The organism is Nonomuraea sp. bgisy101 (assembly GCF_057708945.1).
The window spans coordinates 179,718-198,923 of record NZ_JBYITD010000005.1; the positions used below are offsets into that span (position 1 = coordinate 179,718).

17 protein-coding genes are annotated in these 19,206 nt (G+C 71.9%); 4 read left to right on the plus strand and 13 right to left on the minus strand.

The annotated features are described in order from the left end of the window. Positions 1–72 precede the first annotated feature (72 nt). The 3 genes from AC3EO4_RS11515 to AC3EO4_RS11525 all read right to left on the minus strand — a co-directional run bounded on the left by AC3EO4_RS11515 (position 73) and on the right by AC3EO4_RS11525 (position 3,213). Positions 73–1,410 (minus strand): RNA polymerase sigma factor, encoded by a 1,338-nt coding sequence (locus AC3EO4_RS11515; RefSeq protein WP_379568435.1) that lies wholly within the window; start codon positions 1,408–1,410, stop codon positions 73–75. 171 nt (positions 1,411–1,581) lie between these two features. Next, positions 1,582–1,902, minus strand: a complete 321-nt coding sequence (locus AC3EO4_RS11520) for a hypothetical protein (RefSeq protein WP_379568433.1) — start codon at positions 1,900–1,902, stop codon at positions 1,582–1,584. Positions 1,903–1,953: 51 nt separating this feature from the next. Continuing rightward, positions 1,954–3,213 (minus strand): AMP-binding protein, encoded by a 1,260-nt coding sequence (locus AC3EO4_RS11525; RefSeq protein WP_431895280.1) that lies wholly within the window; start codon positions 3,211–3,213, stop codon positions 1,954–1,956. Positions 3,214–3,264: 51 nt separating this feature from the next. On the opposite strand from AC3EO4_RS11525, the gene AC3EO4_RS11530 reads away from it, so the two are divergent. Further along, complete coding sequence (locus tag AC3EO4_RS11530; protein ID WP_431895282.1) at positions 3,265–4,191, plus strand: o-succinylbenzoate synthase; 927 nt, start codon at positions 3,265–3,267, stop codon at positions 4,189–4,191. Further along, a complete protein-coding gene (menD, locus tag AC3EO4_RS11535; RefSeq protein WP_379568427.1) occupies positions 4,188–5,846 on the plus strand; it encodes a 2-succinyl-5-enolpyruvyl-6-hydroxy-3-cyclohexene-1-carboxylic-acid synthase in 1,659 nt (552 codons plus the stop codon). Before AC3EO4_RS11530 ends, menD begins: the two co-directional genes overlap by 4 nt. 125 nt (positions 5,847–5,971) lie before the next feature. Here the strand turns inward: menD and AC3EO4_RS11540 are convergent, their stop codons facing one another. The 8 genes from AC3EO4_RS11540 to AC3EO4_RS11575 form a co-directional block, all read right to left on the minus strand. Continuing rightward, positions 5,972–6,556 carry a TetR/AcrR family transcriptional regulator gene (locus tag AC3EO4_RS11540; RefSeq protein WP_431895284.1) on the minus strand — a complete coding sequence of 195 codons (585 nt, stop codon included), beginning with the start codon at positions 6,554–6,556 and terminating at the stop codon, positions 5,972–5,974. 13 nt (positions 6,557–6,569) lie between these two features. Continuing rightward, positions 6,570–7,574 (minus strand): aldo/keto reductase, encoded by a 1,005-nt coding sequence (locus AC3EO4_RS11545; protein WP_431895286.1) that lies wholly within the window; start codon positions 7,572–7,574, stop codon positions 6,570–6,572. A gap of 523 nt (positions 7,575–8,097) precedes the next feature. Continuing rightward, a complete protein-coding gene (locus AC3EO4_RS11550; RefSeq protein WP_379568421.1) occupies positions 8,098–9,546 on the minus strand; it encodes a PucR family transcriptional regulator in 1,449 nt (482 codons plus the stop codon). Beyond that, complete coding sequence (locus tag AC3EO4_RS11555; protein ID WP_431895288.1) at positions 9,543–10,565, minus strand: DUF917 domain-containing protein; 1,023 nt, start codon at positions 10,563–10,565, stop codon at positions 9,543–9,545. The genes AC3EO4_RS11550 and AC3EO4_RS11555 overlap by 4 nt, the downstream gene beginning before the upstream one ends. Before the next feature lie 4 nt (positions 10,566–10,569). After that, positions 10,570–11,613, minus strand: a complete 1,044-nt coding sequence (locus tag AC3EO4_RS11560; RefSeq protein ID WP_431895290.1) for an S-methyl thiohydantoin desulfurase family protein — start codon at positions 11,611–11,613, stop codon at positions 10,570–10,572. Then, positions 11,606–13,144: a hydantoinase/oxoprolinase N-terminal domain-containing protein gene (locus tag AC3EO4_RS11565; protein WP_431895291.1), complete on the minus strand. Its 1,539-nt coding sequence runs from the start codon at positions 13,142–13,144 to the stop codon at positions 11,606–11,608. Before AC3EO4_RS11565 ends, AC3EO4_RS11560 begins: the two co-directional genes overlap by 8 nt. After that, positions 13,141–14,457: a purine-cytosine permease family protein gene (locus tag AC3EO4_RS11570; RefSeq protein WP_431895292.1), complete on the minus strand. Its 1,317-nt coding sequence runs from the start codon at positions 14,455–14,457 to the stop codon at positions 13,141–13,143. Before AC3EO4_RS11570 ends, AC3EO4_RS11565 begins: the two co-directional genes overlap by 4 nt. Positions 14,458–14,627: 170 nt before the next feature. Continuing rightward, on the minus strand, positions 14,628–16,550 hold the full coding sequence (locus tag AC3EO4_RS11575) for a fumarylacetoacetate hydrolase family protein (protein WP_379568411.1): 1,923 nt from the start codon (positions 16,548–16,550) through the stop codon (positions 14,628–14,630). A gap of 57 nt (positions 16,551–16,607) precedes the next feature. On the opposite strand from AC3EO4_RS11575, the gene AC3EO4_RS11580 reads away from it, so the two are divergent. After that, positions 16,608–17,195, plus strand: coding sequence for a TetR/AcrR family transcriptional regulator (locus tag AC3EO4_RS11580; RefSeq protein ID WP_431895294.1), 588 nt, complete (start codon positions 16,608–16,610; stop codon positions 17,193–17,195). Here AC3EO4_RS11580 and AC3EO4_RS11585 read toward each other — a convergent pair. Further along, a complete protein-coding gene (locus AC3EO4_RS11585; RefSeq protein ID WP_379568407.1) occupies positions 17,185–17,577 on the minus strand; it encodes an NUDIX hydrolase in 393 nt (130 codons plus the stop codon). The genes AC3EO4_RS11580 and AC3EO4_RS11585 overlap by 11 nt on opposite strands. A gap of 139 nt (positions 17,578–17,716) precedes the next feature. Between AC3EO4_RS11585 and AC3EO4_RS11590 the strand changes: the two genes are divergently transcribed. Beyond that, positions 17,717–18,370 (plus strand): DedA family protein, encoded by a 654-nt coding sequence (locus AC3EO4_RS11590; RefSeq protein ID WP_431895296.1) that lies wholly within the window; start codon positions 17,717–17,719, stop codon positions 18,368–18,370. On the opposite strand, the gene AC3EO4_RS11595 is transcribed toward AC3EO4_RS11590, so the two are convergent. Continuing rightward, a complete protein-coding gene (locus tag AC3EO4_RS11595) occupies positions 18,314–19,054 on the minus strand; it encodes a GntR family transcriptional regulator (RefSeq protein WP_379568403.1) in 741 nt (246 codons plus the stop codon). The genes AC3EO4_RS11590 and AC3EO4_RS11595 overlap by 57 nt on opposite strands. Positions 19,055–19,206: the final 152 nt, after the last annotated feature.

Sequence of the window (19,206 nt, forward strand, 5' to 3'; positions counted from 1 at the left end):
GCGCGTGGGCCTGCCGCGCGCACGAAGAACGCCCGGCACCTCACGGGTGGTGCCGGGCGTTCGCTTCGGTGGCTAGCTCGCCCAGTCGAGCAGGGGGCGAGTGTTGCTCGGATGGCGCAGCTTGGACAGGGATTCCTTCTCCAGCTGGCGGATCCGTTCGCGGGTCAGGCCCAGGTGCTTGCCGATCTCGTCCAGGGTGTGCGGCTTGCCGTCCACCAGGCCGAACCGCAGCGCCATGATGCGCGCCTCGCGGGGCGACAGGTTGTCCAGGACGCCGCGCAGCTGGTCACCCAGGAGCTGGCGGTCGACGATCTCCGACGCTTCGGGGGAGTCGACGTCCTCGATCAGGTCGCCGATCGTCGTCTCGCCGTCCTCGCCGATCGTGGCGTTGAGCGAGATGGGCTGGCGGCTGGTGCGCAGCAGCTCCTCGATCTGGTCGGGCGTCTTGTCCAGCTCGACGGCCAGCTCCTCCGGCGTGGGTTCGCGGCCGAGACGCTGGTGCATGTCGCGCTCCACACGCGACAGCTTCGACAGCATCTCCAGGACGTGGACGGGCAGCCTGATGGTGCGGGCCGAGTCGGCGAAGCCGCGCTGGATCGCCTGCCTGATCCACCACATCGCATACGTCGAGAACTTGAAGCCCTTGGTGTAGTCGAACTTCTCCACCGCGCGGATCAGGCCGAGGTTGCCCTCCTGCACGACGTCCAGCAGGGCCATGCCGCGGTCGGTGTACTTCTTGGCCACCGACACGACCAGACGGAGGTTGGCCTCCAGCATGTGGTCCTTGGCGCGCTTGCCGTCCTCGATCACCATCTCCAGGTCGTCGCGGTAGGCGGGGGAGATGCTCGGGTCGCTGTCAAGCTTGTACTCGGCGTACAGGCCGGCCTCGATCCGCCTGGCCAGGTCGACCTCCTGGGCCGCGGTCAGCAGCGTGCGGCGGCCGATCGACTTGAGGTAGGTGTGGACGGAGTCGCCCATCACCGACTGGTTGTCGTCGAGGTCGAGCGTCTCCTGCTCGATGTCCGCGTCCTCCGCGGCCATTTCCAGGTCCTCGGGCGCCTCGACATCCTCCGCGGGCCGGTCGGCCTGCTCGGGTACGGTGTCGGCGGCCACCGTCTTCGCCTGCTTCGGCGCCTTGGCGGTGGTCGTCTTGGTGGTCGTGCTCTTCTTGCGCGTGGTGGTCGCCTTCTTCGCGCTGGTGGCCTTCCCGAGCGCGGGCTCGTTCTCGGCGGCCAGGCTCACCCCGGCCTCCGTGAGCTCACGCAGGATGGAACGGCCCTCGGTCGGGCTGATCCCCGCTACAGCAAATGCTTCCCGCAGCTCCGCCAGGGAAAGGTGACCCTGAGCTCGCCCTCGGTCAAGGAGCTGGTCGAGGGTCGCGGGCGAGGTCGCCACGGCGGTTCGGGGCATGAGGACACCTCCTCCATACGGAGTCGCAGTCAGTAGAAAGTTTGTGGTGGGGCGGCTCTGGCCGCTCGTCGCACCAGTATCAATAACGCCGTCCGCGGCCATTTGTTCCCGGGCACGATGAAAAAACGGGCGCCCGCCGAAGCCGGCGGCCGCCCGTCGGACGTGAAACGCCTAGTCGTCCACGTCGTTCAGCTTGCCTGTGGCCTCCGGCATGGGCATCGGCTCCGCGCCTTCCATGCGTGCGTCGGTCCAGTAGTCGACGGCCGCCTGCGGGTCCTGGTTGACCTCGTGGGAGACCACCGTGTCGTCGTCGGTAGTGGTGTTCGTCTCAGCGGGCTGGTCGGACGGCGCGGGTGTGTTCACCACGGCCCTCGTCTCCTGACTCACCTTCTCGAGCCTGCCCGCCGAGGCGGCCGCCGCGACATAGACGCCACCGACGACGATCACGCCGACGGCCGCCGCGGACACCCACGTCCTGCGGGTTGGGTTCATGAAGGTCTCCTCCTTCTTCCAGCTGCTCCTATAAGACGCATCCGGCGGCCGTCAGGTTCCGGTCTGAAGTGCCGCGAGATCGGTTTTACCATTGGGCAGCAGGGGAAGTGCGGACAGAAGCCGCAGCTCACGCGGGGCGGCATAGGCCGGGAGCCGATCACGGGAGTAGGCGCGCAACTGGTCCAGAGTGGGCGGGCTGGCGGGGTCGGCGGGCACGACGACGGCCAGGACCGCCTCGCCCCATTCCGGGTGCGGACGACCGACCACCGCCACGTCCGCGACCAAGGGATGCAGGGCAAGGACACCCGCGACCGCGGCGGCGACGACCTTCTCGCCACCGGTGTTGATCACGTCGTCGGCGCGGCCGAGGACGCGCAGCCTGCCGTTCTCGATGGCGCCGAGGTCGGAGGTGGCGAACCAGCTGCCCTCCCACGGGCCGTCGCCGTCCCGGAAACCGTCGCCGTCGCGGCCTTGGGAGCCGTCGCCGGAGCCCTGGCCGTCGCGGAGGCCGTCGCCGCCGGGGGAGCCGTGTTCGGCGGGTGGGCCATCGGCGCGCCGGTAGCCGGAGAAGAGGACGGGCCCCGCGATGAGGATCCTGCCGTCCTGCCTGATCCTCAGGTCCACACCCTCAAGGGGCCGGCCGTCGTAGACGCAGCCGCCGCTGGTCTCGCTGCTGCCGTAGGTCGTCACGACCCTGGCGCCCGACGCGCGCACGGCCTCCACCAGGCCCGGTCGTGGCGCGGCGCCGCCCAGCAGGATGGTCGCGAAGGCGCGCAGGTCGGCGCCCCGCTCCACCAGGCGGTGGAGCTGCGTGGGCACCAGCGAGACGTGCTCGGCCCCGCACGCGGCGACGGCCTCGGGGTCGAAGCGGTCGTGGATGATCGGCTCGGTGCCGCCGAGCAACGACCTGACGAGCACCTGCAGGCCGGAGACGTGGGAGGGCGGCAGGCAGCACAGCCATCGCTGGCCCGGCGAGGCCTCCAGACGGCGCAGGGAGGCGGTGGCGGAGGCCGTGAGCGCGGCGGCGGTCAGCATGACGCCCTTGGGGGCGCCGGTGCTTCCCGAGGTGGCGATGACGACAGCCACGTCCGCAGGCACGCCGGGGCCCGCGGCCTGCCGTACCCCGTCGACCGTCTCGATCTCCGTCGGGCGCAGCGAGCGCAGGGCCGCGCCCGCGTGGTCGGGGGACAGGGGGAGGACGGCGGGACCCTCGCCGGCCAGCGCCGCGGCGACCGCCTCGAACAGCCGGGGGCCCGGCGGGAGAACGAGCGCCCGCAGGGGCCGGTCCGGATGCGACGGGTTCCTCCACATGCTCGTAAGGTTAGTGGCGACAGACGAGGTGTCAGCTGGGAAGGTGCGTTGATGGGTTCTGGGCCGCGGGTCTTCCGGATCCCGATGCGCACCCGTTTCCGCGGCCAGACGGCGCGCGAGGGCGTGCTGATCGAGGGGCCCGCGGGGTGGGGGGAGTTCTCACCCTTCCCGGAGTACGGCCCGCGCGAGTGCGCGCGCTGGCTGGCGTGCGCCCGTGAGGCCGCCTTCGAGGGCTGGCCCGCCCCGGTACGCTCGCGGATCCCGGTCAACGCGACGATCCCCGCGGTCTCGGCCGAGCAGGCCCACGAGCTGGTACGGCAGGCGGGCTGCGGCACCGCGAAGGTCAAGGTGGCCGAGCAGGGGCAGACCTTCGCCGACGACCTGGCGAGGGTCGAGGCGGTCCGTGACGCTCTGGGGCCTTCGGGCAAGGTGCGGGTCGACGCCAACGGCGCCTGGGACGTGCCGACCGCCATACGCCACCTGAAGGCGTTGGACGCCTTCGACCTGGAGTACGCCGAGCAGCCCTGCGCCACGCTGGACGAGCTGGCCGCGGTGCGACGGGCGGTCGACGTGCCGATCGCGGCGGACGAGTCGATCAGGCGGGCCGAGGATCCGCTGAAGGTACGGGCCGCGGAGGCCGCCGACATCGCGGTGGTGAAGGTGCAGCCGCTGGGCGGGGTCCGCGCGGCGTTGCGGGTGGTGGAGGCGTGCGGGCTGCCCGCGGTGGTGTCGAGCGCGGTGGAGACCTCGGTGGGGCTGGCCGCGGGGGTCGCGCTGGCGGCGGCGCTGCCCAGCCTGCCGTACGCGTGCGGCCTCGGCACCATGTCGCTGCTGTCGGGCGACGTGGTGGGCGACTCGCTGACGCCTGTCGACGGGTTCTTGCCGGTGTCCCGTCCGGCAGTGGATTATTCGCTTTTGTCGGAGTTTGAGATCGAGTCGCCGTCGTGGCTGCGGCGGATGCAGGAGGCGGACCTGTGAACCCGGCTACCGCGCTCGCCACCGTGCTGGTGGACGAGCTCGTGCGTTGCGGCCTCACCGACGTCGTGATGGCTCCCGGGTCCCGCTCGGCTCCGCTCGCGCTGGCCCTCCACTCCGAGTCGCGGGTGCGGCTGCACGTGCGGATCGACGAGCGCTCGGCCTCCTACCTGGCAGTGGGACTGGCCCGCAGATCCGAGCGGCCCGTGGCGCTGATCTGCTCCTCCGGCACGGCGGTCGCCAACTTCCACCCCGCGGTGATCGAGGCGAGCGAGTCGGGGGTGCCGCTGCTGGTGCTGACCGCCGACCGGCCGCCCGAGCTGCGCGGCACCGGCGCCAACCAGACCATCGACCAGCTGAAGATCTTCGGTAACGCCACCAGATGGTTCGCCGAGGTCGGAGCGCCCGAGGAACGGCCCGGCCAGGTGGCCTACTGGCGGTCGCTGGCGGCCCGCGCCTACCAGCGCGCGCTCGGGCCCTCCGACCCCGGCCCGGTCCACCTGAACCTGGCCTTCAGGGAGCCTCTGATCCCCGACGGCGACACCTCGTGGGTCGAGTCCCTCGACGGCGACACGGCCGGATCGTGGGTGCGGGCCCGCGTCGCGCCGCCGCCCGTGGCGCTGCACCTGCCGCCGACCAGGCGCGGCGTGCTCGTCGTCGGCGACGGCGCGGCGAACGTGCGCCGCTACATCGCCGCGGCCGGCATGGCGGGCTGGCCCGTGCTGTCGGAGCCCAACGGGGGCGGCCGGTACGGCGACCACGCCATCTCCACCTACCACTTCCTGCTGGGGACGCAGTCCTTCGCCGACGCCCACCAGCCCGACGTGGTCGTCACGCTCGGACGCCCAGGACTGTCCAGGCCGCTGCTGTCATGGCTGCGGCGAGCCGAAGAGCACATCGTGGTGGCCACCGACCTGGCCCGCTGGCCCGACCCGACACGGTCGGCGACCCAGGTGGCGCAGGCGGTCGAGATCCCCGTCGCCGCCGGCGACGACGCCTGGCTGCACTCCTGGCGGCGGGCCGACGCCGCGGCCAGGACGGCCGTCGACTCCCTCCTGGACTCGTCGGGGATGACCGAGCCGCGCATCGCCAGGGACCTGGCCGACTCGCTGCCGAACGGGGCGCTGCTGTTCTGCGGATCGTCCATGCCGATCAGAGACCTCGACCAGGCAATGCGGCCCCGGCGCGGGCTGCGGCTGCTGGCCAACCGAGGCGTCTCGGGGATCGACGGGCTCGTGTCGACGGCCATCGGAGCGGCGCTGGCGCACAACGGGCCGTCATACGCGCTGCTGGGGGACCTGACCTTCCTGCACGACCAGAACGGGTTGATCCTGGGTCCCAGGGAACCGCGTCCCGACCTGTGCCTGGTCGTGGTGAACAACGACGGGGGCGGGATCTTCTCGTTGCTGCCGCAGGCGGGAGTCAGAGATCCGTTCGAGCGGGTGTTCGGCACGCCGCACGGGGTGGACCTGGGGTACGTGGCGGCCGCCACCGGGACGCCGTACCAGCTGGTGGAGGAGATCTCCGACCTGCCCAAGGCGATTCGCGGCGAGGGACTGCGCCTGGTGGAGGTCCGCACCGACCGGGAGTCGAACGCGGTCCTGCACGCGCACTTGAGAGAGGTCGCACAGGCGGCGGTCCGCGACGTCTTCGGCTGACGGCCGACCGGCCGCTGGAGCGAGCCCACGGGTCCCCTGGCGAACCTGGTGCCGCGGCTGTCGCCGAAGTCCGGGAGCCGGCAGGTTCGGGTGGGCGGCGGATGGTCGGGCGATCGGGCTGCTGGTCAGCGTTTGGCGAGGCCTGCGTGGATGAGGTTCCAGACGGCGTCGAACGCGCGCTCGATGCCCGGCTTGCCCCAGTCCGGCGCGAAGACGGGATCATGGAAGCGCACCGTCGAGTCGAACACGGCACGCGCCGTCGCACGCACGTCCACCGGTGTGAACTCACCTCTGGCCACGCCGTCCCCGATGATCCGTTCCAGCTGGCCGACCAGGTCCGCCAGGTGCCGCTCGATGACCTCACTCGACTCCGCGACCAGGACCATGTAGGTCGCGAACAGCTCGGGATCGTCGAGGGCCTTCTTCCTCTTGGCGGCGAACAGGACGGCCAGCCAGTTGTGCAGCCGGGCGCCCGCGGGCCCTGGAGTCCTGACCGCCGCCATCAGCGGGGCGTGCGACTCGTCGAGCCAGCGCTGGGTGACGGCCTCCCGTAGCGCGGCCTTGCTGGGGAAGTGCCGGTAGACACTCCCGTGACTGACCCCGAGCGCCCGCGCCACGTCGACCACCGTCGTCTTGGCAGGCCCGTACCTGCGCAGGACGTCCTGGGCGGCGGTGATGATCTGCTCGGCGGTCAGGGTGCCATCTGTCATGTGACCAAGTCTGTCAGTTGTCGACGACAGGCTGCTCGCTGTCGAGGTGGGCCAGTTGCGCGGCGGCGTAGCGGCCTCCGGCGGCCGCGCCTGCCGGGATGATCGACTGGATGCGGTCGAGGTCGTCGCGGGTCAGGCTTACGTCGAGCGCGCCGAGCGCCTCCGCGAGCCGGTCACGGCGGCGGGCGCCGACCAGCGGGACGATGTCCTCGCCCTGGGCGAGGACCCAGGCGATCGCGAGCTGTGCGACGGTCGCGTCCTTGGCGGCGGCGAGATCGCGCAGGCCCTCGACCAGGGCCAGGTTGTGCGCGAGGTTGTCACCGCCGAACCTGGGGCTGACCGAGCGGAAGTCGCCCGCGGCGAGCCGGCGGTCCTTCGACCAGTGGCCGCTGAGCAGGCCGCGCGACAGCACGCCGTACGCGGTGACGCCGATGCCGAGCTCCCTGCAGGTCGGCAGGATGGCGGCCTCGATGTCCCGGGACAGCAGGGAGTACTCGATCTGGAGGTCCGCGATCGGGTGGACGGCGTGCGCGCGCCTGATGGTGTCGGCGCCGACCTCTGACAGGCCGATGTGCCGGACGTGGCCCTTCTCGACCTCCTCGGCGATGGCGCCCACGGTCTCCTCGATGGGTACGGCGGGGTCGACGCGGGAGAGCCGGTAGATGTCGACGTGATCGGTGCGCAGGCGGCGAAGGGTGTAGGCGAGTGACGTCTTGACCGCGGCGGGGCGGCCGTCGAAGCCGAGCCAGTTGCCGTCGTAGTCGCGCTGGGCGCCGAACTTCACGCTGATCTGCACGGCGTCGCGGTCGCGATCCTTGAGCGCGTCATGGATGAGCAGCTCGTTGTGGCCCATGCCGTAGAAGTCGCCGCTGTCGAGAAGGGTGATGCCGGCGTCGAGGGCGGCGTGGATGGTGGCGATGGACTCGGCCCCGTCGGCGGGGCCGTACAGGTCGGACATGCCCATGGTGCCCAGGCCGAGGTCGGAGACGCGGGGGCCGGTGGTTCCGAGAGTTCTCATGGTGACGACTATGGCATATGGGCTGACAGATTTCAAAATCTGTCATCCCATGATTGTGCAATGTTCGGCCAAAGTGCACGGCGAGCCGGCGAGCAGAGGCCGACGCGGGTGAGCGATCGAGCCGCACGGCGCAGCGAGCGGGGCGAGGGTGGCGGGGATGGGCGAGGTGCCGGCGGGTGGGGAGCGGGACGGGTGGAGCGCTGACGGGTGGCGGGGCGGCTGGGGTGCACGAGTGAAGAGGGTGGTGGGAACGGATGGGGCGCCGGCGAGCGAAGAGGGCGGCGGGAAGGAGTGGGGTGCTGGCGGGCGGCGGGGACGGTGGGGTGCCTGCGGGTGGAGAGGGTGGTGGGACGGTGGGGTGCTGGCGGGTGGAGAGGGTGGTGGGACGGTGGGGTGCTGGCGGGTGGAGAGGGTGGTGGGACGGTGGGGTGCCGGCGGGTGGCGGGGCTGGTGGGGTACCGCTGGATGGAGAGGGTGGCCGGGGGTGTGGCGGCTTCGGGCTCGTCAGGTGTGGAGGGCCCGCTCACTGGTCCGGGACGGCGACGCGGCAGGCCAGGTGGAGGGCCAGGCGGGTGTCGGCATCGGTGAGATCGACACCGAGCAGCCGCTCGATCTTGGCGATCCTGCGGGCCACCGTGTTCCGGTGGACGCCGAGCACGGCCGCCGTCTCGATCAGGGACGATTCCGTGTCCAGGTACACGGTGAGCGTCCTGGTGAGGTCACCGGGGTCGGCCGCCAGCGCGGCGAGCAGCGATCTGGCCGCGGGGACGAAGGTGTCCGTCCTGGTCCAGGCCAGCAGCAGCTGGGCGAGCCCGAGCCGGTCGACGTGGACGAACCTGCCGGTCTCCGCGCGGGCGGCGGCCAGCCGGGCGGCGTCACGGGCCTCCGACAGGCTGCGCGCGATGCCGCCGGGGCCGTGGTGCGGGCGGGCCATGCCGACGAGCGGGTCCAGGTCGGCCATGCGGCGCTGGGCCTGCCGTACCAGGAGGGCGAGCCGGTTCACCGCGTCGGCGCCCGGCTCGATGTCGGTGGTCACCCAGGCGACCCAGCCGCCGTCCTCGGCGACGACGACCGCGTCGACGGACTCCGCCGACAGGGTGGCGATGATGTCGCCGGTCAGGGTCACCACGTCGACGGGACGGCTCACGTCGATGCGGATGCCCGTGTGCCAGCCGTCCAGCCGCCAGCCCGCCTCCGCCGCCCGCCTGCGCAGGGAGGGTCCGGGGTCATCGCCTGCCTGCAGCAGCTCGCCGAGCAGGGCCGAGCTGCGCCTGGCGTCGCGTTCCAGCTCCAGCCTGCGCAGCGCCAGCGACCGCTGAGCCGCGGCCGCGGCGACCGCGAGCACCTCCTCGCCGCCGGCCGTACCGGCCACGACGAGCCACAACTCCGCGCTGCGGCCTTCGAGCGCGAGCACCGGTACGGCGACGCCGCCGCCCGCCAGCCGCTGGCGGACCGGCAGCGACACCTTGACCCGCTCGTCGATCGGCGGGCCGAGCAACAGGGCGCCGTCCCTGGCCAGCACCGTGACCTCCGCCCGCACCACCGCGCTGGCCAGGTCGCGCATCTCCTCCAGGGTGGGGGTGGCGGTGTCGAGCGCCTGGTGCGCGGCCAGCACCCGCCTGGCCACGTCCACGTCGGGGGAGGCGATCAGCACCGCCAGCCGTACGGCCGTGTCCAGCGGGTCGGCGGGGCAGCCGAGCACCGGTGTCGCCAGCCGCTCGGCCAGCAGCACGGTGCTGCGCAGCAGCGGCTCGGTCCCCGGCACCATCAGCGCCGCCGCGCCCGCCTCGACCGCCTTGCTCAGCTCGGCGTCCAGCCGCCAGCTGGTCCTGTCGGGATCGAGCAGGACGACCAGGTCACCGGCACCGGCCGCGCCCATCGCCATGCGGATGCCGGTCACCTGCCGTCCGGGCGCGGCAGGGCCGCCGAGCACGGTCAGGTCGGCCCTGTCCAGGAGGTCGGCGACGTTCATGGCCGGCCGTCGATGAGGCGGGGCGGCACGTCGATGCCGAAGGCGGCGGGCCAGACCTGCGGCAGGCGGTCGGGCCGCCGCCAGAAGGAGGGACCGGGCAGCTGCAGCACCTCCACGCGCGGGCCCTGCCGTACCTCGTCGCAGGCCAGGGGCCGGCCCGTCCTCGCTTCGAGCAGGCAGATCACATCGGGTGTGGTCGCGACGGGCACACCGTCGGCGAACACGACCTGATACTCGTTCTCCATCTCCACGCGCAGCACCGCGCCGCCGTCGTCGAGGATGGTCACCCTGCCGTCGCCGCCCGCCGATCTGACCACCTCGACGACGCGCCCCGCTCCGTGCAGGCGCCCGCCGAGCGCGGGAGCGCGAGGCGCCCGCTCGGGCAGGGCCAGCATCGTACGGCCGAGCGCCAGCGCCCGGGAGAGGCTGCCGACGACTGCCTGCTCCGGCAGGTCGGCCGCGCGGATCGGCCAGTGCGCGAACGCGGCCCACCCGCCGCAGGCCCGCAGCGCGCCGCGCATGAGCCGCTCGCCCGCCTCGGGGTCGAAACTGTCCATGATCGTGGTACGGCCCGCCGCGTCCACCAGCGCGTACGGCCCGGCCTGCACGCCCTTGCGCGAGGTCGACGACTGCCCCAACCTGGGGAAGGCCCGCCCCATCAGATCGGCGTCGACCACGGGACGCTCGCAGGCGAAGACCATCAGCCCGTTGATGCCGGCGGCCTCGATCGACATGATCGCGTTGACCTCGCTGCCGCTCCAGCGGGCCACGGCCGCGATGGCCGCGACCATCTCGGTGCCCGATGGCGGTTTCTCCTCCAGCATCCCGGTCGCTCCAGCCAGCCCCACAGGGACGACCATGGCGCCGGGCGGCAGCTCGGACACGGCAACGAGCGGCACGGGCGCCGCGCGCAGCTTGACCCGCAGCAGCCGTGCGGCCGTCGCCGTGCGGCCGCCGCCGCCGGAGCCGAGCAGGACGCAGCCGCGCTCGAGGGCGGCGACGTCCTGCTCTTCGATCACCCTTCTAGAGTGTCACGGGGTCGAGGTCGTAGCCGAAGTACCTGGGCCCGGCCAGCGCCAGGCCCTCGGGGGTCAGCCAGCGCGGGTCGCACGGCGCGGCCAGCACGGTGACGCGGTGGCCGTACCTCAGCGCCTCGGTCGTCACCGGGTCACCGGTCTGCTGGTCGAGGACGCAGATCAGGTTGGGCGTGGTGGCCACGGGGACGCCGTCCAGCTCCGCCAGCAGGTGCTCGTTCTGGAACGACAGCCGCAGCTCGCCCGCGCCGCCGTGGAGCCTGGCCGTACCGCGGGCGAAGCCACCCTGGGTGCGGCGCTCGACGTCGAGGACCTTGCCGGCGAACAGGACCCGGCCGCCCAGCCGCTCGGCGACCGCGGCCGCGGCCTCGCCGCGCCTGGCCGCCACCAGCGCGCCGAGCTCGGCGCTGAGCGAGAGCGTGGCGGGCACCATGGACTCGCGGGCCTTGGCTCCGTCCATGGCGTACAGGACGGTGGTGGCCGAGCCGCCCATCTCCACGGTGGCGGCCCTGGCCAGCCGCTCCGTCCAGTGGTTGCCGACGGTGTCGAGGACCGACCTGTTGCCCTTGTCGTCGGCCAACGCCATGGGGGAGGCGCGCACGCCGTACAGGGCGGGGATGAACATCTGCAGCTCGGGAAAGGCCCGGCCCATGCCGTCGGCGTCTATCAGCGGCAGGCCGAGCCTGGCGGCCGCGGCCACCGGGATCAGCGAGTTGACCCCGCCCACCTCGGCGCAGGCGATGTGGGTGGGGCGGCGGCCCAGGTAGCCGCACAGGGCCTCGACGGCGTTGGACATCTCCGCGCTCGACGGCAGCTTCTCCACCATCACCGTGGGCGCGCCCATCCCGGCGACCGGCAGCACCATCGCGCCGTCGGGAACCTCCGCCAGCGGGACCAGTTCGACGGGCCCGTGCTCGCGCAGCGCGGCGCGGGCCATCAGCCGCCCGATGTAGGGGTCCCCGCCTCCGCCGGTGCCCAGGATCGCCGCCCCTCTGGCGATGTCGGCCAGGTGGTCGAGCCCGATCTCACGCATGCGCGGCCTCCTCGATGGACAGCTCTCCTACCGCCTTGACCTTGATCCTTATGGCGTCTCCCGGCAGGTAGGGCAGGGGGATCTCGTCGAGCTCGACGATGTCGACGCTGCGGGGCCTGGCGCCGCCCGCGATCGCCCGGTCCACCGCCTCCTGCCGGGCCTCGTCGAGGATCTTCTCCCTCCGCCCTGGCGCGACCGTGTAGATGCGGTCCACCTCGCCGCCGACCTGCGCGATGGCGGCGCCGATCGCGTTGGCCACCGCGTAGTGCTCGGGCCTGCGGACCTCGCCGCACCCCGCCAGTTCGTCGGGCAGGAGGATGGATCCGCCGCCCACGGCCACGACGGGCAACGGCTCGGGGCTGGTCCGCATGCGCTCCACCGCCTCGGCCACGTCGTCGGCGATGCGCTCGAGCACCGCGCCGACCAGTTCCTTGTCCAGGTGCGAGACCAGCAAGGGATCGCCGATGTCGGCGCGCCCCGCGGCGACGGCGATGTCGGTCGCGGTCAGCGTCGAGCCGCCGAAGACCAGCGCGTGCTCGGCGAGCCGGTACCCGACGGAGTCGGGACCGACCCGGTGGCCCGGGTGCACGCGGCTGCCGCCGCCGATGCCGATCGACAGCACGTCGGGCATGCGGAAGTTCGTCCTGATGCCGGCGACCGTGACCTCGGCGGTCGCCTCCCGGGGGAAGCCGGCGTTGAGCACGCCCACATCGCTCGTCGTCCCGCCGATGTCGACGACGGCGCAGGTGCCGAGCCCGGACAGTACGGCGGCGCCGCGCATGGAGTTCGTCGGGCCGGAGGCGAACGTGGCCACCGGATAGCGCCTGGCGAACTCGAGGTCCATCAGCGTGCCGTCGTTCTGGCTGAGGTAGAGGGGCGCGGCGATCCCGAGCCCCGCCATCGCCTGGCCCAGCCCGTCCACGATGTCGTCGGCCAGCTCCCGCAGCGCCGCGTTGACGATCGTGGCGTTCTCCCGTTCCAGCAGCCCGATCCTGCCGATCTCGTGCGAGAGCGAGATGGGCACGCCGGGCAGTTCCTCGGCCAGGATCTGCGCGGCCCGCTCCTCGAACTCGATGTTCACCGGGGAGAAGATGGAGGAGATCGCCACCGAGCGGATGCCGCGGGCTCTGATGTCCTCGGCGGTACGGCGCAGCTCGTCCTGATCCAGTTCGGAGATGGTCCGCCCGTCGAACTCGTGACCGCCGTGGCACAGGTAGCCGCGTCCCGAGACGGCCTCGACCAGCGGATCGGGCCAGTCGACGAAGGGCGGCAGCGCCGTGGTGGCGGGCAGGCCGAGCCGTACGGCGGCGGTGGGCGCGAGACGGTCGGCCTCCACCAGCGCGTTGATGAAGTGCGTGGTGCCGATCATCACGGCGTGCACCGGGCCCTGGAGGTCCAGTCCCGCGATGGCGGAGACGATGCCGCTGGTGACGTCCTTGCTGGTGTTCCGCTTGACCGCGGCGACCACCCGGTCGCCGTCCATCAGGACGGCGTCGGTGTTCGTGCCGCCGACGTCGATGCCGATCCTCACGCTCTCGCCCTTTCCACGGTCTCGGTCGTGCTGGCTCCGATTTCGGTGATCAGGCCGAGCCGTCCGCACGCCGCGTAGAGCACGAAGGCGGCCACCAGCGAGTTGACGCTGCCCAGTCCGGCCGTGACGAACACGCCGATCAGCGTGGCGACCACCCAGATGACCAGCGTCACAGGCACCCACATGGGGGCGCTGGCCGGGGCGGCGCCGGTGTCGCGGCCCTCGGCGAGCCGGCCGCGCCAGCGGCGGACGACGAAGTACTCGGCGATCATGATTCCGGCGATCGGCGGGAAGACCACGCCCAGCAGGATCAGGAAGTCGGTGAACCGGTCGAGGATGCCCGCGGCCCCCAGCAGCGTTCCTGCGACGCCGACGAGCGCGGTGATCGCGACGCGGCTCGGACGGCGGCCGCTGACCACGCCGATGAAGGTGAGCAGTCCGAGGCCCGCCGAGTAGAGGTTCCAGTCGTTGATCTTCAGCGTGCCCGCGACGATCACCAGGGTCCCGACGAGGCCGACGGAGGAGACGACGATCGCGATGATGTCGGAGCTCCCGACGGCGTGCGCCAGCAGGACTCCGGCCAGCCCGATGACGTACTCGCCCAGCGTGACCCCGATGACCGTCTGCTTGATGACATCGCCCGCGGTGCGGTTGAACCGCGTCATGTCCGAGGTGATCACGGCACCGACCATGAGGCTGCCCGCCACCAGCGCCGTGCCCTGCAACACCGTCATGGGCGGGCCGGGCGGCGGGGAGGAGACGAGCGCGCGGAGGGAGTGCCCGCTCAGTTCCGAGATGATCGACCAGGCCACCAGGGCGAGGAACAGCGGGACCGTGACGTACGCGGTCCAGGCCATCGAACGGAACCCGGCGATCACGATGGCGGTGACGGCCAGACCGAAGCCGATCGCCCACACCCACTCCGGCGGGCCGCCGATCAGGGCGTGCAGGCCGCGGGCGGAGATCCCGGACTGGATGCCGAACCAGCCGACCAGGCTGATCCCGATGGCCAGGCCGATCACCGCGGAGCCGCCGCGACCGAAGCCGGTCCATCTGGCCAGCATGGAGGTGGACAGGCCCTCCCGCATGCCGATGATCCCGACGAGGATCATCGCGAACTCCAGGATGAGCGCGCCGAACGTCAGGGCCCAGAACGCGTCCCAGAAGCTCAGGCCGAAGCCGAGCGCGGCGCCCAGCATGAACTGGGTCAGCGCGGAGACCTGCCCGAACCGCTGAACGGCGACCGACCACCAGGGGTAGCGGGCGCTCGCGGGTACTCGGCTGAGTGAGTGGTCGTCGACTGCAGGGGCCATGGTGCCCTCCCAAGAGACAAGCTTGGGAGAACGCTAAGGACGACACGTTTACCTGCATAGATGCAGATCGCACCATATATCCGGATACGTGGGGCACCTTGCACCGCGGCGACCCGACCCCGCGGACGGCGGGGCGGGGTCTCCTCGGCCGAGCTACAAGGGTGCGGGGGTCACGACCGTCGGCGGTCCCATTCGGCCATCAGGCCGAACAGCGCGAACCGGTCGAGTGCCGGCTGGTCGGGGTGGATCTCGCGGTAACGCTGGTAGATGTTGACCACGACCCTTTCGGCGTCCAGCCAGTCGGCGTACTCGCCCAGGTCGACTCCGAACGCCGCCTCCTGGAGGTCCAGCCCCTTGGCGTGGGCGGCGTCGGCCTGCTCGACGACGTGGCCGAGGTAGCCGCGGACCGCGTGGATGCCGGAGGCGTCGGTCACCGGGCCGTGTCCCGGCACCACGGTGTGCGCGCCGAGGCCGATCATCGTGTCGCAGGCGGCGATCCAGTTGGCGATGGGCCCGTGCCACACGATCGGCGTGCAGCCGATGAACAGCAGGTCGCCCGCGAACAGCACGCCGGCGTCGGGGACGTGCACGACCGTGTCGGCCTCGGTGTGGGCGGGCCCCAGGTTGAGCACGTGGACCTCGCGCCCGCCCACGTCGATCGTGCACCGCCGGTCGAAGGTCTCGTCGGGGGTGCGCAGGCGGATGCCGCCGAAGTCGAACGGCTCGAACCGGTCACGCAGGTACGGCGAGAGCGTCGGCCCGAGGTCCATGACCTGCAGGGCGGCGGTCAGCTCCGGCGGCATCTCGGTGCGCATCTCGTGCGCGGTCCCCTCGGCGGCGATGACGCGTACCGCGTCCGGCAGGAGCTGTCCGCCGTGCGTGTGGTCGCCGTTGGCGTGGGTGAGCACGGCGTGGCCGAGCGGATGCCGATCGGTGATCGGCCGCATGCCTGCGAGCATCTCGGCGGTGAGCGGCAGGTCGTAGAGCGTGTCGACCAGCAGGGAGCCGCCGTCGCCGGCGACGAGCCCGGCGTTGCTCCAGCCGTACCCGCCGTCGGGCAGCAGCCACGCCCAGACGCCGTCACCGACCTGGTGCAGCCCCTTGGTGTACGGCAGGGCGGAGGCGGCCGGGTTCACCCGCGGCCGGCGGACCGTGGCGGCCGGGTCCTGCCTGGCCGGGAGAGGGTGAGGGGCCACGCCGGCCCGGACGGTCTGCCGCACCTCGCCCAGTCCCTCGGCGCGCAGGGACACCACGTCGCCGTCCTTGAGCCAGCCGCGGAACGCGCCGAGGTCGCCGAAGTCGAGGTGCTCCAGCAGGCAGCATCCGGGGACGGTGCCGGAGCCGAAGACGTCTCCCGGCTGGAGCTCCACTCCGCGGGAGGCGTAGGAGATCACCTCGCCGAAGGACCAGTCCATGGCGTCGGTGCCGCCCTCGCCGATCGGCACGCCGTTGACCTCGGCCCGCACCTGGACGGCGAGCCTGCCGTTCTCGAGGAACGGCAGCTCGTCGGGCGTGACCAGCCATGGTCCGAGCGTGGTCGCGCCGTCCTTGCCCTTGGCCTGGCCGATCCTGAGCTGGGTTTCGAGGACCTGCAGGTCGCGGGCGCTCCAGTCGCAGTAGAGGGTGTAGCCGGCGATGTGCCGTTCCGCCTGCTCCGGGGTCAGGTCGCGGCCGGCCGCCCCGATCACCGCGCCGATCTCCAGCTCGAAGTCGAACCAGGCGCTGCCGGGGGAGATGGGCACGTCGTCGTGGGGTCCGATGACGGTGGCGGGGTTGGCGAAGTAGAAGGCGGGGATCTGGTACCAGACCCGATCCAGCGTTCCCGCGCCGCCGGCGGCCTTGAGGCAGCCGCGCATGTGGTCGAGGAAGCAGAGACAGTCGCGCAGGGACGGCGGCCTGGGAACGGGCGCTTTCAGCCTGACGTCGGCGAGCGCGACGCTCTCGTCGGGTTCGGCGAGCGCCCGCTCGCCCGCCTCGTGGAGCGAGGGGAGCAGCTCGATCAGAGCCGTGCCCCGGGGCAGGGCGCGGATCAGGTCCCCGTCGATGACACCGACCCTGTCGCCGTCAGCCGAGGCGTAGGTGACGAAGCGCAAAACGACCTCCTGTGTTGGCCAGCATAGAATATGATTGCTAGCACAAGAGGAGGTGGCGTGACAACGCGACGAGAGCAGACCAGTCAGGAGAGCCGCGAGCTGATCCTTGCCGCGGCGGCCGAGCTGTTCGCGCAGAAGGGCTACCGGCAGACGACGTTCGCCGACGTGGCCGAGCGGTCGGGGATCAGCAGGGGATCCATCCCGTGGCACTTCGGCAGCAAGGAGGGCCTGCTGCTGGCCGTGCTCGAACGCTCGGTGGACCTGATCAGGTCCGGTTACGCCGGGCACCTCGAGCGGGGCGCGGCGGAGCTCGACCACCTGATGGAAGGGGTCGAGGCCCTGCTCAGGCAACCCACCTCCAAGCTCTTCGTCACGCTCCTGGTGGAGGCGCTGGAGCCTGACTCGCCCATCCGCGGCCGGTACGTCCAGATCCACGACACGCTGCGCGAGCAGTGCAGGAGATGGCTGGAGCACCTCCCGCTGCCTCCCGGCGTGTGCGCCGAGGCGCTCGCCGTCACGATCGTGGGCGCCGTCATCGGCATCCACCAGCAGTGGCTTCTGGCGCCCGACCGCATCGACCCCGAGGAGGTGCTCGGCACGCTGGGCATGCTGATCTCGGGCGCGCTGCTGACGGTCAGGGGATGAGCAGCCCCTGGGTGTGCAGGGTGTCGAGGACGAGGCGGTTGGCGGCGGAGACGCGGTCGCGGTCGGCGTGGGTGAGCCAGGCGATCTCCGCGATCTCGGCGCTGGGCCGGAGCGTGCCCTTGTAGTCGGCGGTGTAGCAGGTCATGCGCACCGTGACGCCGGCCCTGTCGTGGGCGGGCGCCTCATACGTGCCCACGTTGTGGAACGTGCCCGGCACGAGCTCGACGGTCAGCTCCTCGGCGATCTCGCGCAGGAGGGCGTCGGTGTCGCTCTCGCCCGGCTCGCGCTTGCCACCGGGAAGGTAGAAGGCTTCCTTGCCGTGGGAACGGGTGCCCAGCAGCTTGCCGTCCTCCAGGAGCACCCATGCGACCTTGTCGATCATCAGCTTCTCCCTTCTCGACGATTGCCGCAGGTCGTCAGCCCGAAACAGGCCCTTTCACAGGGTAGCTCCTCCTGTTCGGCGGCCATCCGTGAACGCTCACGGCCTCGAACCGGTCGTGCCGACTGACTAAGGTGGCCGGATGCATATCGACGAGTGGCTGCAGGCGATCCCGCCGCTGTGGATCTGTGCGCTGGTCGGCCTCGTGATCGGCGTGGAGAGCCTGGGCATCCCGCTCCCCGGCGAGATCGTCCTGGTCAGCTCCGCCCTGCTCTCGGCCAAGGGAGTGGTCAGCCCCGTCTGGGTGGGCGTGTGCGCGAGCGTGGGCGCGATCGTCGGCGACTCGATCGGGTACGGCATCGGCCGCCGGGGCGGCAAACCGCTCTTCGACCGGCTCGGCAGGCGTTTCCCCAAGCATTTCGGCCCGAGCCACATCGCCAAGGCCGAGCACTACTTCCACCGCTGCGGGATGTGGACGGTGTTCTTCGGGCGGTTCATCGCCCTCCTGCGGATCCTGGCAGGGCCGCTGGCGGGGGCCCTGCGTATGCCGTACTGGAAGTTCCTGGTCGCGAACGTGCTGGGCGGCGTCGTCTGGGCGGGCGGCACCACGGCGGTGATCTACTACCTGGGGATCGTCGCCGAGAAGTGGCTGAAGGGGTTCTCGTGGGTGGGCCTGGCCGCCGCCGTGCTGTTCGGGATCGGCACCACCTGGTACGTCAAGAGGAAGGCCGGCCGGGCCTCAGCGCTCGATGAGCGTGACCTCGAGGGAGTAGTGGGAAGCCCGGTAGACGTGTGAGCCGTGCTCGACGGCCTTGCCCTGGTCGTCGTAGGTGGTGCGGATCATGGTCAGCAGCGGCGCGCCCCTGCGCTCGTCGAGCAGCTTGGCCTCGGTGGCGGAGGCGGCCCGGGCGCCGATGCGCTGGTTGGCGACGCGCATGCGGACCCCCGCGGCGCGCAGCAGCTCGTACAGGCCGCGCCCCTGCAGGCCTTCGGAGGTGAGCGGGGCCAGGCCGACGGGCAGCCAGTTGTGCAGCAACGCCAGCGGCTCGCCGGAGGCGAAGCGGAGCCGTTCGAGATAGAGGGCCTCCTCGCCGGGGGACAGGCCGAGAACCTGGGCGACCTGCTCGTCCACGGGCCGCGGTTCGAGGGCGAGGACCTGGGTGGCGGGCTCCTGGCCGGCCCGGCGCAGATCGTCGTAGAGGCTGGTCAGCTCGACCGAGCGCTTGACCTGGCCGTGGACGACCTGGGTGCCGACACCGCGCTTGCGGACCAGCAGGCCCTTGTCGACGAGGTACTGGATGGCCTGGCGGATCGTCGGCCTGGACAGGCCCAGCCGGTCGGCGAGGAGGATCTCGTTGTCGAGCCGGGAGCCGGGGGCGAGGTCGCCACGCCTGATGGCCTCGGCGATCTGCTCGGCTACCTGGAAGTACAGGGGGACGGGACTGGAGCGGTCCAGGTCGATCGCCAGGTTCGCGGTCATGTGATCAGGTTAGCGAGGTCAGAATGTCCTGACAAATATTTCATCGACGTTGCACAGGCGCGGGTGAGGGGCCTGCCGGTCCGAGGAGCGGGCCGGGGTCGCGTGGCGAAGGGGATCGCACGCGGCCCCGGCCTCGGGGAGGGCCCCGGGTC